9 protein-coding genes are annotated in these 12,918 nt (G+C 59.3%); 6 read left to right on the top strand and 3 right to left on the bottom strand.

The window, feature by feature from the left end:
* The first annotated feature begins 302 nt into the window (after nt 1-302).
* On the top strand, nt 303-2,525 hold the full coding sequence (locus FQ705_RS28990; RefSeq protein WP_144147399.1) for a TonB-dependent receptor: 2,223 nt from the start codon (nt 303-305) through the stop codon (nt 2,523-2,525).
* 135 nt (nt 2,526-2,660) lie between these two features.
* On the opposite strand, the gene FQ705_RS28985 is transcribed toward FQ705_RS28990, so the two are convergent.
* Nucleotides 2,661-3,683, bottom strand: a complete 1,023-nt coding sequence (locus tag FQ705_RS28985; RefSeq protein WP_186308051.1) for an HAF repeat-containing protein — start codon at nt 3,681-3,683, stop codon at nt 2,661-2,663.
* Between the two features lie 457 nt (nt 3,684-4,140).
* Between FQ705_RS28985 and FQ705_RS28980 the strand changes: the two genes are divergently transcribed.
* Nucleotides 4,141-4,344 carry a zinc-binding dehydrogenase gene (locus FQ705_RS28980; protein ID WP_144147392.1) on the top strand — a complete coding sequence of 68 codons (204 nt, stop codon included), beginning with the start codon at nt 4,141-4,143 and terminating at the stop codon, nt 4,342-4,344.
* A 341-nt stretch (nt 4,345-4,685) separates the two neighbouring features.
* Here FQ705_RS28980 and FQ705_RS28975 read toward each other — a convergent pair whose 3' ends face one another.
* Complete coding sequence (locus FQ705_RS28975) at nt 4,686-5,663, bottom strand: SDR family NAD(P)-dependent oxidoreductase (protein ID WP_144147389.1); 978 nt, start codon at nt 5,661-5,663, stop codon at nt 4,686-4,688.
* A gap of 122 nt (nt 5,664-5,785) precedes the next feature.
* Here FQ705_RS28975 and FQ705_RS28970 point away from each other — a divergent pair, with 122 nt between their 5' ends.
* Nucleotides 5,786-6,361: a TetR/AcrR family transcriptional regulator gene (locus tag FQ705_RS28970; protein WP_144147386.1), complete on the top strand. Its 576-nt coding sequence runs from the start codon at nt 5,786-5,788 to the stop codon at nt 6,359-6,361.
* A 170-nt stretch (nt 6,362-6,531) separates the two neighbouring features.
* Entirely contained in the window at nt 6,532-9,465 is a 2,934-nt protein-coding gene (locus tag FQ705_RS28965) for an ATP-binding protein (RefSeq protein WP_144147383.1), read from the top strand.
* Nucleotides 9,466-9,520: 55 nt separating this feature from the next.
* Here FQ705_RS28965 and FQ705_RS28960 read toward each other — a convergent pair whose 3' ends face one another.
* A complete protein-coding gene (locus FQ705_RS28960) occupies nt 9,521-10,855 on the bottom strand; it encodes an MFS transporter (RefSeq protein WP_144147380.1) in 1,335 nt (444 codons plus the stop codon).
* Between the two features lie 332 nt (nt 10,856-11,187).
* On the opposite strand from FQ705_RS28960, the gene FQ705_RS28955 reads away from it, so the two are divergent.
* Nucleotides 11,188-12,177: an LLM class flavin-dependent oxidoreductase gene (locus FQ705_RS28955; protein ID WP_144147377.1), complete on the top strand. Its 990-nt coding sequence runs from the start codon at nt 11,188-11,190 to the stop codon at nt 12,175-12,177.
* A 209-nt stretch (nt 12,178-12,386) separates the two neighbouring features.
* Nucleotides 12,387-12,806: a GlcG/HbpS family heme-binding protein gene (locus FQ705_RS28950; RefSeq protein WP_144147374.1), complete on the top strand. Its 420-nt coding sequence runs from the start codon at nt 12,387-12,389 to the stop codon at nt 12,804-12,806.
* Nucleotides 12,807-12,918 lie beyond the last annotated feature (112 nt).

Genomic DNA, 12,918 nt, shown 5'->3' with positions numbered 1-12,918 from the left:
TGAGGCCCAACACAATCAAGTAACGATAAGCGGGCTACCGTTTGCACGCGTCTACGGACTGGCGCCAAGGCCGCGCCAACGGAGGATCTCCTCGCCGGTCAGCCCGCGCCGCTTCTGTCGTCCCGATCCGGCCGCGCCGCGACTGTCATAAATGTTAATTTACAAATTTATTCGATTACCTTACACTTTCAATGCTAATGATTCTCATCTGCATTAGAAAGATTGGCTCGCTCCGTTGGCTCCGGCGAAAGGTTCGGCCCGAGCCTTCGCGTATCCATTTATCCAGGTTCCTCGCCCGCTTAATGTCTACTTCTTTCAAGGCGCGACCGCGCGTCCTCGTGTCCGTCGTTACGCTTTATTGCTCTGGATGTCTTCTGCCCACCGCGGTCTTCGCCCAAAGCGGGTCGGCGTCTTCGGAAGCCGGCGAGTCCGCGACAACTTTGCCAGCCGTCCAGGTGACGTCCGCTCCGTCTGAATTTCAGACCCCGACTCTCCCGTCGTACAAATTCACGGCGCCACTACTGGACACGCCCAGGTCGGTCACGGTCATTCCAGAGGAATTGATCAAGGAGAGAAACGCGACGACGTTTGCCGACGCCCTCAAGACCGTCCCGGGCATCACCTTTCTGGGCGGCGATGCGGCGGCCAATCCATCCGCCGACCGGCCCGTCATTCGCGGCTTCGAGTCGCGCAATTCGATCTTCGTCGACGGCATGCGCGACTCGGGCGTGCAAAACCGCGAGACTTTCGACGTCGAGCAGATCAGCGTCATTAAGGGTCCGGATTCGGTTTACGCGGGACGCGGCGCCGTCGGCGGCAGTATTGATATCGTCACCAAGACGCCGACGAACGATAACTTCATCAACGGCAGCGTCGGAATCGGCACTGACAGCTACAAGCGCATCACGCTCGACGCGAACCATAAGATCGGTGACGACGCCGCCGTGCGCCTGAACATCATGGGACACGACGCCGATCAGGCCGGCCGCACTGATATTTACAGCCGCCGCTGGGGGGTGGCACCCTCCGTGGCGTTCGGGCTGAACAGTCCGACCACGGTAACGGTCAGCTACTACCACTTGAACAGCTACGATATGCCGGACTTCAGCGTGCCCTTCCGCACGACTGGCGGCACGCCGGTGAGCGTCGACCGTGGACAGTTCTTCGGCCTGAACAATCGCGACTACCGGCGCGGTCAGACCGACAGCGGAGAAGTGCGCGTCGAGCATCGCTTCAGCGACAACCTCAAATTGAAGAACACGACAATGTTCGGCCGTTCGACGCTCGACTACGTCGCGACGAATCCGCAGTTCACGAGTGCCAACACGAACATCCTGAGCCTGCAGGCGAAGAGCGGCAAATACGCGACGAACAGCATCGCGAACCAGACCGAACTCACCGGCAAGGCGACGCTGCTCGGCATGCAGCATACGATGACGGGCGGGATCGAATTCAGCCATGAGCAAAGCCTGTACGAGGGCTATCTGGTGGCCGACAGCGCGGGCAATAACATCCGTTCGGGCGGTCCGTGCTCGGTTGCCTTCAACTGCACGACCTTGAACGGCGGCTGGAATCCGAACAATCCGTGGACCGGCACCCTCACGCTCAACGGCGATAAAAGCTTTCCAGGCGCGGCTACTCACACCCGCACCGACATCGCGTCGGCGTACCTGTTCGACAGCGTGAAAATCACCGACCAATGGATGTTCAATGCCGGCATGCGCTTCGACCGTTTCGACCTCAAGGCGGTGCAAGCCGGCGCACCCGATCTGACCAACCAGGCCAATCTCTTCAGCTATCAGTTCGGGCTTGTCTTCAAGCCGGTGCAGGCGGTTAGCCTGTATGCCTCGTATGGCACGTCGGCGAACCCGCCGGGTTCGAACTCGGGGCTTGGAGGCGGCAACGATCAGATCACCGTGACTAATCAGGATCTATCGCCCGAACGCAGCCGGAACATCGAAGTCGGTGCCAAGTGGGACGTGCTCGATCAGCGACTGTCGCTGACGTCAGCGCTTTTCCAGACCGACAAAACGAATGCGCGCGTCAGCGATGGACTGGGCGGCGTAATCAACGCCGGCTCGCAGCGCGTGCGCGGCGCGGAACTGGGCTTCGCGGGCAATCTGACGAACAAGTGGCGCGTATTCGGTGGCTACTCGTATCTCGACGCCATCACGCTGGACGCGGGCGCGGCCAACCCGACCGGCTCCGGCCTGCCGATGGTAATGGTCCCGAAGCACAACTTCACGCTTTGGACTTACTACGATGTCCTGCCGAAGTTGTCGATTGGCGGCGGGGCGACGATTTCAAGTTTGACGTACGCCTCGGTATCCGGGACCACTCGCAAGTGGATTCCGGGTTATGCGCGATTCGATGCAGCCGCAACGTACCGCGTGTCGAAGACCGTCGACGTGCAGTTAAACGTCCAGAACATTTTCGACAAGGAATATTATTCGACCGCATATCCGATCTACGCGACGTGGGCGCCAGGACGTTCGGCAATGCTGACGTTGAATTTTTATCAGTAAGCCGATTCGCATTCCCGCTCCTCTCGCGGACATTGTGTTTGCGAACATTCCGGCGCCGGGCATTGTCCGCAACAGAACGCGCGGGAACGTGGGCCGCAAGCCGCGCGCTCGGCGTTGGCCAGAAACCCGCAAACCTCATCTTCGCGTCCAGACGGTAGCGTGCCACGGCGAATAGGGCGTCCCGGAGTACCCCACGAGCTGGCCGCGATTGTTGATTGCACTAGCGGAGCTGGCGTTCCCACCAGGCAGCATGCCCAGATCGGTCATCACGCCGTGCTCGAACAGAAAAGCGCGATAGTTGCCGCTCGCATCGGTCGACCAACCGGCCACCTGCCCGCGATCGTTGATCGCGGATGCGACACTCAGGTTGCCACCGGGAAGTGTGCCCAAGTCGGTCATCACGCCGTGTTCGTACAGAAAGGCGTGCTCGTAGCCGCCGGGAGTGGATGCCTGACCAACCACCTGTCCGCGATTGTTGATCCCGAAAGCCGCACTGCTAGTGCCGCCGGGAAGCATACCCAAGTCGGTCATCGCTCCGTGTTCAAACAGAAACGCGTGGTCGTTTCCATCCGTGGCAGTCGTGGACCAGCCGACCACCTGGTCGCGATCGTTGATCGCATAGGCGGCGCTGAAGTAGCCGCCGGACAACGTACCCAGGTCGATCACCGCCTTTTTCCCGAACAGAACAGCGCGGGAATCCGTCAGTGCATTGAGGGACCAGCCGACCACCTCGCCACGCGCATTGATTGCGTTGGCGACACTGGTTCTGCTGCCCGGCAACGTGCCCAGGTCGGTCATCACACCGTGCTCGAACAGAAACGCGTGCTCGTTCAGAAGGGCTTGCTCGTTGCCGCCGACGGCCGACCAGCCGACCACTTGTCCACGCTCGTTGATCCCGGTAGCGGACGCGTTACTGCCGCCGGGGAGCGTGCCTAAGTCGGTCACCTTGCCGTCTTCGAACAAAGTCGCGTGCTGATCTCCGTTCGCGATGTCGGAGAAGCCGACCGTCTGGCCGCGTTCGTTGATCCCGCTAGCCTGGCTGACATTGCCGGGGAGTTCGCCGAGATCCCTGGCGACAAAATCGTGCGCGGCCGCAGGCTGCAGTACTGCAACCGCGAGCAGGCTGAAAGCAATCAGGACATGGTGAACGGAATGCACACGGCAAAATCGCTTGCATGTGGATTGCATAATTATCCTCTTCGGAGATATGCCCTGGACCTTGATTGAAGTCGACTGGAAGTAGAGCTTTTTAGAACTATCAGGAGCCGATATTTCTTTAGAAGACACATGCAGATAAACGCTTTGATCAGTCTAGCCTACGAAATGCCTTTTTCAACTCGTTATCTGGTCGGGCAGATTCATGACAATGCGACAGCGTGGCAATTCGACCCGGTGTGCGCGAGCGGTTGCGAATTGCGGTGCGTGGCGCATCCGCATAGTGATATGCGTCGCTATTTCGCCGATGAAATCTATAACGCATCGATTTAAAACGAAAGCGCGGGACTTCGTGCACACCATTCGGGTGGTCACTGGAAAACGCGATCGTGGCACGGTCCCAATCGATATCCGATTCAGGAGAAAACATTGAAGGCAGTTGCTATTCAGACGTTTGGAGATGACGTTTTCGACCTTCAGCGCGAATCCCGCATGCGTGCCGGAATCGGACCGGCGCGCCGTGACTGCCGAATCGTTCGCTGCGGCAGATCGCGGCGAATTACACGTCGTGGTGCACGAAGTGCTGCCTTTGAAACAAGCTGTGCTAGCTCACCAGAAAATGGAAGCTGGCCAGATACTCGGCAGGATTGTTCTCACGCCATAGAGGTTCGGCGCGAGCGATGTCGCCAACGAGGCCGCTCGCGTGCTCCACGTGCTGCCTCAAGTTGCCCCGATACCGAAGGCCGGCAAGATCGAGACGCTTGTCGATTTGACCGGTCTTGCCAACACTATCTGGCGACCGGGCACCGGGGCGCTCGTCGCAGACGATCAGCGTGACTCAGGCGCGCTGAACGTTTGGAACTAGCTCGATCTCGCACAAGGTCACCATACGCAGAAGCCCGCCACAAGCCATTCACGTATGGGGTCCCGGACCGCGTCGCCGCCGTGGCAAACCTTTCCCAGTTCACGGCGGCGCAGCACTTCCCTTCTGCGAAACCTGCCGTATCAAAACGACTCGCCGACCATCTCCTCACTTTTACGCCACAGCGCAGCAGCATTCGCTTCGTCGAGCGCGTAGCGTCGGACGCCTTCACTGACAGGCGTAATCACCACATCGTCGCCGACGACTTCGCTCACGTGACAATTCTCACAGTACCGGCCGCCGACCTCGTCGGCCGACGCCACGACGGCGGCCCAGACCGAAGTCGCCGCGCCCTGTGCAACGGTCTTGAACTGAAACGGCTCCTTCCCTTCCGACGACAATTGACTGTTGATTCTCTCCAGTAGCGCCGTCATTTGTCCTTCATCCATATGGCGGCCGAGTTCCGTGTGAATCCCGCCAGGGTGAACGGCAGTTGCCCGCACGCCCCGCGCCCGATGTCGTTTGTCGAAAGCAACCGCGAAAAGGATGTTCGCCGTCTTGGCGCGCCCATAGGCGACGAACGGATCGTAGGGCATGTGCTCGAAGCCAGGGTCGTCGAGATCCACGTTCGCGAATCTATGGCCGGAAGAAGCCAGAACGACCACTCGCCCACCCGCTGAGATCGACGACGCGAGGCGATTCACGAATACGAAGTGCCCGAGATGATTAGTGCCAAACTGCGTTTCAAAGCCATCGGCGGTTTTGCCGAAAGGTGTCGCCATCACACCCGCGTTGGCAATGATGACGTCGAAAGCCTGGCCCTTCGCCAGCAACTGGTCGGCACAAGCACGCACGCTCTCCAGGTTAGCGAGATCCAGTGAAATCAGGTCGATACTGCCACCCGCTGCAGCGGCTTCCCGCCGCGCGTCGGCAATCGCCTGCGTCGCTTTTTCCAGATCTCTGGCCGCGCCGGTCACGCTGGCCCCACGCAGGGCGAGCGAGCGCGCCGTCTCCACGCCGAGCCCCGCCGATACGCCCGTGACAAGAATCCGCTTGCCCCGCAGATCGACGCCGGTCAGCACGTCATCAGTCGTCGAAGTTGCACCAAACTGTTCAGCCATTTTCGCCGCTCCATCACAATAGGGTTGACGTCATATCCCGTCCGGGATAAAAACGGAGCTTCCCTCCGCTTTTCACTATACTAAACGGAGCCGCCCTCCGCTTGCAAGCACTCAGGGTGCACATGAATCAATCAACACCAAAAGAACGGAAGCCGCGCGCCGATGCGCTTCGCAATCGCGAGCGCATCCTCGAAGAGGCGAAGACGGCATTCACGCGTGAGGGCGGCGACATCAGCCTCGAGGAACTGGCTCGCCAGGCGGGCGTCGGCGTGGGGACGCTCTACCGGCACTTCCCCACTCGCGACGCACTGCTAGAGAGCGTCTATCGCGCCGAGGTGGAGAAGCTTGCAGAGGAAGCGCGACAGCTGTCCGGATCGCCACCGCTCGACGCGCTGAGATCCTGGATGATGCTTTTCGTGGACTACATCGCGACGAAGAAGATCATTGCGCCGGCATTGAATTCAATTGTCGGAGGACCAACGAAACTGTTCGAGTCGTCGGGCGCGCAGATCAAGGATGCGATCCAGTCCCTTGTAAGCCGCGCGGTCGCAAGCGGCGATATCCGTGCCGATATCGACCCGCTGGATCTCCTTCGAGCGCTTGTCGGTGTTTCCAACGTTGCGTCCGCTCCGGACTGGCAGCAAAGTGCAAAAAGGCTCGTCGAAATACTGTTGCTCGGGTCTCGACCGCCCGGCTAGATTCGATAGCGGTTCGACCCCTCGCATGCACGCGTCGGCTGCGCAATAATGGGGCAAGTGTGAGGCCACGAAGCGCGGGAGGTCGCGGGCACAGGCATCGAGCATTTCGCGTCGCGCGCTGCTTGCCCATCCAACGACAACGATCCTGAGATCATTTCGGACGCTCAATCATGCATACAACGCCAAACGGCGGCGGTCTGCGCGCCGTTGCGGAGCCGGACGACTCGACAAGGGTCGCTTACCGGTTCGGCTCCTTCCGGCTCATTCCGTCGCAGCAGATACTGCTCAACGGCGGCTCGCGCGTGCTGGTCGGTGGTCGCGCGCTCGACTTGCTAACGGTGCTGGTCGAACGTCATGGCGAGCTCATCACCAAAAAAGAACTCATGGCGTGCGCGTGGCCGCGAGCTGTCGTAGAGGAAAACAACCTCAAGGTGCATATCGCCGCCCTGCGCAAAGCGCTGGGGGACGGCCCGAAGGACCAGCGCTTTGTCGCAACCCTCGTGGGCCGGGGCTATCAGTTCGTAGCGCCCGTCGAGCGTGAGAGGTTGACGGCAACCTCGCTGTCACAGGAAGCACGTCCGCATACTTCACACAATATTCCCGCGGCCCTGGTTCGGCCCATCGGACGCTCGGGCACGATCCACGATCTGGTGAGTCAGCTTTCGCGCGTGCGCGTTCTGACCATAGCGGGCCCCGGTGGAATAGGAAAAACAACCGTCGCTCTCGCGGTCGCGCGCGAGATGGTGGAGGCCGGCGAATACGACGTGTGGTTCGTCAATCTGTCCCGGCTGTCCGACGCGAGCTTCCTGCCCCATGCCGTCGCCAATGCGATCGGCCTTGCCGTCCACTCGAACGACATACCACGGGCACTGGCCAATTACTTCCGGCTTCGGAATCGCCCGCAGCTCGTTGTGTTCGACAACTGCGAGCACGTTATCGAGGCGGCGGCGATTCTCGCCGAGCATATGACCGCGGCAGCGCCGCAAATGCGGGTTCTCGGGACCAGCCGCGAGCCACTCCAGGCAATCGGCGAACACGTCTACCGCCTCAAACCGCTGGAAAGCCCGCCCGCACCTGACTCGCAACGCTTGACCGGCGACGAGGCGCTTCAATATCCCGCCGTCGAGCTTTTCGTCGAGCGAGCCATTGCCGCGCGCAGCGACTTCGTGCTGTCCGACGCGGTCGCGCCTGTCGTCACGCAAATCTGCCGACGGCTGGATGGCATTGCTCTGGCGATCGAGCTGGCGGCAACGCGTCTGGACGCGTTCGGCGTTCACGAGTTGTTCAGCCTGCTGGATGACCGCTTTTCCACCCTCGCGCAGGGCCGCCGCACGGCTCCTGAGCGGCAGAAAACGCTGCTGGCGACGCTCGATTGGAGTCATCAGCTGTTGCCTGACCTCGAGCGAATCGTGCTGCGTCGGCTTGCCATATTTCCGGGCGTCTTTTCGCTCGGGTCGGCCGCTGCGGTAGCGGGTGACGAAAGCCTGCCGTATGCGGGCGTGATCGATGCAGTGGCGAGCCTGGTGGCCAAGTCGATGCTATCGGCGAACGTGGGCAGCGATACCGGGCGATATCGTCTTCTGGATACGACCCGCGACTACGCGAGACGAAAGCTTGCCGACGCGGGAGAGCTGGACAGGGTCTCGCGCCGCCACGCCGAGCATTTCCACGACCTTTATATGCGCGTCGAAGACTTCTGGACCAGGCCGCCCGACTCTCGATGGCTGGAGGACCATGTCCCGACGATCGACGATGTTCGAAGCGCCTTGAACTGGGCGTTTTCCACGCATGGCGACGCCGCTCTCGGCATCGCACTTACGGTCCTGGCTATACCTGCGTGGATCCGACTTTCCTCGCTCGACGAATGCCGCAATCGCATCGAGCACGCGCTTCGCCAGACAGATGGCTGCCCGCCTGCACTCGACACTCAGCGAATGAAGCTCTATACCGCGCTGGCAGCCTCGGCACTCTACACCCGCGGTATGGTCTCGCAAGTCGACGCGGCGTGGACCGCTGCGCTCGCCATCGCGCAGCGACTGGACAATAAGGAATACCAGTTGCGTTCGTTATTCGCGGCCTGTTGCGGCTTCGTGTATGCAGGGAAACATCGTGCTGCCGACGAACTGCTGCAAAAATTCCGCTTTATCGCTGAGACCTCCCACAATGAGGTTGCGACGTCGGAAGGTAGTCGGCTGACGGCGTTCGCGTGGCATCACATGGGCAAACAGGCCGAAGCTCAGCGCCAGCTCGAGGGCGTGCTTGAAGGTTACGCCGCACCCAGTTATCAGTCTCAGCTCTCGGATAATCACGTAAACGGCGAAGAGGGAACCCGATCCTTAATGGCGAGTGTCCTCTGGGTTCAGGGGTTTGCCGATCGCGCGCTGGACGAAGCACGAAAAGCGCGGGACGACGCACACAAAAGCGGCCATAGTTTGACGATCGGCTACGTGCTGGTCTTCGCCTTTATTCCGATCACGCTTTACGCAGGCGATCTCGAGTCCGCTGAAGAAGCGCTCCTCATCTTGCTCGACAGTGTGGCGAAGCACGGGCTAGTCCTTTTCGACGCAATGGCACGTGGTCTTCATGGCGCCTTGCTACTGGAGAAAAAGAACCCGGCCGGTCTCTCGATCCTCTTCGACGCGTTAGAGCAACTCAAGCGCGAACATATAGGAATGCGCTATCCCCTGTTCGCTGGCATCTACGCTTGCGGCCTGCTCCATTTCGGACGTTATGCGGAAGCGAGAGAGACGATCGAAGATGCGTTGACGTGGTCGAAGGTACACGACGAACTATGGTGCGTATCGGAGTTGATGCGGATAAAGGGCGAAATACTCGCCGCATCCGATGAGCTTGATGCGCAAGGAGGGTCCGAAGCGCTTTACGTGCAGGCCATCGAAATCGCCCAGCGGCAAGGCGCACTATTCTTCGAACTACGGGCGGCGAAAAATCTGGCCCAGCTCAAACACAGGCAAGGCAAAACCGGGCAGGCGGAGTCCGGACTGTCGACGGTCTACGGCAAGTTTACCGAGGGATTCGAAATCGCCGATATGAAAGAATCCAGAACGCTTGTCGACGATTTTCGCGTGGGGCTCCAGGCTAACTGACAAGCGTGAGAGAAGAGATCCAGTGTGAATTTGCGGCTCGCCTCGTCGATCGAAATCATGCTGACGAGCGAGGCCGCCCGTGGTTCGTTGAACGTACGCCAGCCAACAGAGCGACGCTGCTCAACACCAGCAGGACCATCAAGATGTAGATCGCGTCGTCGATGGTCCCAGTGTGGGTCCGCACGACGCCGATTGCCCAGGGGCTGACGATCCCACTCGTAATGCCTATGCTGCTGATGAGTGCAATGCTGGGCGCGGCTTGATGTTTCGGAAACTGCGTCGAGGGCACGGCCCAGAAGATCGGCAACGCCGCATAGATCAGCGCACACGCGACGGATAGACACCCCAGCATCAGCGCAAGACTTCCCACATGCAAGGTCAGCGTGCCAAACGCGGCAGCGCCTCCTATCGCGCAGAACGCGAAATGTCGGCGGCGCTCATTGGTCCGATCGGAGTGTTTCGATATGACGACTAGACCCACCACGCCGATCGCATTGGGAATAGCCGAGAACAAACTGATCAGAACAAGATCACGGACGCCAAAATCACGGATGATCAGCGGTAGCCAGAAATTCAGTGTCAGCGAGGCACACGTCAGCGAAAAGTAGACGAACGCAAACAGATAGACCTTCGGATTCGCAACGACGGGACCGAGTCCGGGCCTTACCTGTTCTTCAGGTTCCGGCGGATTGAGCATCTCATTCAGGCGGCCCCTTTCTGCCTCCGAGAGCCATGTCGCGTGAGCTGGCGAGTCGACGATCGTCCACCACGCGATCAGGCCAAGCACGACCGCCGGCAAGCCTTCAAATGCGAACATCCATTGCCAGCCGAACAGACCGAGCACGCCCGCCATGTCGCGCATGATCCACCCGGAAAAGAGACCACCGACTACGCCGGCCAGCGCGACACCCGCGATGAACACCGAGATCATCGCAGCGCGACGATTCGCAGGAAACCAGTACGTTATGTACAGGAGGATGCCGGGAAAAGAGCCAGCCTCGAAGACACCAAGCATGAAGCGCAGCACGTAATAAGCCGCCGACGTCGACACGAAAATCATGCACGTAGACACGATCCCGCAGAGCAGCATGATGCGCGAGAATGTCTTGCGAGCACCAAAGCGTGCAAGCAGCATGTTGCTGGGTAACTCGCAAAGGACGTATCCGGCGTAAAACATGGCAGCACCGAGTCCATACATCGTGTCGGTAAAGCCGAAGTCGTGCTTCATCTGCAACTGCGCGAAACCAATATTGATCCGATCGAGGAACAACACCACATAGCAGATGAACAGGAATGGCACGACACGCAACGTGATCTTGCGAATCAGCAGGGCGTCTTCGGGCGGCAGCTGCACGTTAGCAGTCACATCGGTTCGAAATGATTTGGTCATATCTCCTTCCGCCCATCTGCCCTGTTGAGGTGAACCGCGCTGTCTATCCTTCCTGCCGCCGCCGACTGGTCCGTGTCTTCCGAAATTTACCGTGCTTTACCGAAAGAGCGCGAATTCCGATTGCTGTACGGTCGAGCGTGGATAGGTTGTCGAGATCAGGCAAACGCATCTTCACATCGGTTCGACATAAATACAAATACTCAATATCTCCCACGAGATACTCAATGCCTCTTTATCGGCCTCTCTGAACATCGAACGCGAACACGTTCCTCACAACGCTGCTTATTCGCGGTTGCCGCTTAACGTCGCCAACTCTGCTGCAGGGCTACCGAATGAAACTCTCCATTCTCGAGCAATCCACCCTTCCTGAGAACGCCTCCGCGTCTCAGGCGATCGCCAATACCGTCACACTGGCTCGCGAAGCAGACCGACTGGGTTACGAACGTATCTGGCTGTCGGAGCACCACAATATGAGCATCCTGCAAGGCTCCTCGCCTGAGGTGCTGCTCGCTTCGATTGGTGCGCAGACTCAACGAATCCGCATCGGCTCAGGTGGCGTCATGCTGCCGAACCACAGTGCTTACCGGGTCGCCGAAAACTTCCGCACGCTGGAAGCGCTCTATCCGGGCCGTGTCGATTGTGGGATCGGTCGTGCAAGCGGAGAAGATATGTATGCCCGCTCTCTTCTCAATCCCGTGGCCGCCACGGCTGAAGATTTCGTCGAACAGGTCGATCAACTCGATCGTTACTTCCACGACGAATGCAAGCGTGCACTGGCCATGCCGACGGTAGAGAGCGTTCCTCCTATGTGGCTGCTGTCGGCGGGCAGTCATCCGGGCAGCGGCGCGTTGGCCGCTGAAAAAGGGATGGGACTCGCGGTCGCGCTATTCATCAACCCCGACGCCAGCGCGGAAGCCGTGCAAGTCTATCGGGAACAATTCAAGCCGTCTGCCGAGTTTCCGGAATCGAAGGTCGTCATCGCCCTTAACGTTGTGTGTGCAGAAACGCGGGACAAACTCGACGAGCTAAAAAAAGCATCGGACTATTTCCGGCTGATGCGTGATTCGGGCCGCTATCCTCGTTCCGTCCCGTCATCCGCGACATTGGCCGAAATCAATTTCGGAGACGAAGCCGAAGACTATCTTCGCAGGATCGCCAATCGGGAAGTCACCGGCACGCCTTCGGAAGTGAGAGAAAAAATACTTGAACGGGCACAGGCCTACAACGCCGACGAGGTGATGCTGGCGATGATGACCAATCGACTCGACGACAAGATCGAAACGATCCGCCTGTTGGCCCAGGTTTTCGGCGTCGTACCGTGATGGACTATCTACAAACCCGTATTTTTCAAAAACACACGGCAAACGACGCAGCCTATTCAACTCCATTAAGGTAATTGTCAGCGAAGCAAGCGCCCCTCCAGCGAGGGGTCCTACTACAAAACGTAGTCACGCTACTCGCCCCTAAAGGATGTATCAGCGGCTACCGTCTTGAGACGGCAGCATTAGAACCGATCCCTATCGAGGTTCAGATGCCACGATCCTGTGAAACTCTCACGCTCGACGATGCGAAGACAATGTTATCTGCCGCAGAAGCGACGGCTACCAGCTTAGGCATTGCGTACAACATCGCGGTCGTCGACGCTGCCGGACACTTGCTGGCGTTTATCCGCCAGGACGGTGCACTCATTGGCAGCATCGATCTTGCCATCGACAAAGCGGTGACCGCGAGAATCTTTGATAAATCGACCTCCGACCTGGCAGCGCTTGCGCAGTCAGGAAAACCACTTTTCGGCATTCATCAAAGCAATGCCGGGAAAGTCGTGATCTTCGGCGGCGGCATTCCGGTGTTCCTCGACGGAACCATTATCGGTGCGGTGGGCACCAGTGCGGGAACTGTCGAGCAGGACATCAAGGTCGCCGAATCCGCAATCGCGGCCCTTGGTCGCTAGCCCCGTGTTTGTCGGGGATGAGCGATTCCATCTTTCCAAGTCGGTGTCGAAGAACTCGTCAATCAAACAATGATACTTGTCGCAAGACAATGAGGTTTGGAGCATTGGGGTG

Source organism: Paraburkholderia sp. BCC1884, assembly GCF_900996225.1.
Lineage (GTDB): Bacteria > Pseudomonadota > Gammaproteobacteria > Burkholderiales > Burkholderiaceae > Paraburkholderia.
The sequence above is the reverse complement of the archived record's forward strand: the minus strand, read 5'-3'. Positions and strand labels throughout refer to the sequence as shown.

Bases quoted from the DNA above. Each gene is read 5' to 3' on its own strand.
- FQ705_RS28980 (WP_144147392.1), top strand. From the start codon at position 4,141: ATGACGTTTTCGACCTTCAGCGCGAATCCCGCATGCGTGCCGGAATCG.
- FQ705_RS28955 (WP_144147377.1), top strand. From the start codon at position 11,188: ATGAAACTCTCCATTCTCGAGCAATCCACCCTTCCTGAGAACGCCTCC.
- FQ705_RS28990 (WP_144147399.1), top strand. From the start codon at position 303: ATGTCTACTTCTTTCAAGGCGCGACCGCGCGTCCTCGTGTCCGTCGTT.
- FQ705_RS28975 (WP_144147389.1), bottom strand. From the start codon at position 5,663: ATGGCTGAACAGTTTGGTGCAACTTCGACGACTGATGACGTGCTGACC.
- FQ705_RS28965 (WP_144147383.1), top strand. From the start codon at position 6,532: ATGCATACAACGCCAAACGGCGGCGGTCTGCGCGCCGTTGCGGAGCCG.
- FQ705_RS28970 (WP_144147386.1), top strand. From the start codon at position 5,786: ATGAATCAATCAACACCAAAAGAACGGAAGCCGCGCGCCGATGCGCTT.
- FQ705_RS28960 (WP_144147380.1), bottom strand. From the start codon at position 10,855: ATGACCAAATCATTTCGAACCGATGTGACTGCTAACGTGCAGCTGCCG.
- FQ705_RS28950 (WP_144147374.1), top strand. From the start codon at position 12,387: ATGCCACGATCCTGTGAAACTCTCACGCTCGACGATGCGAAGACAATG.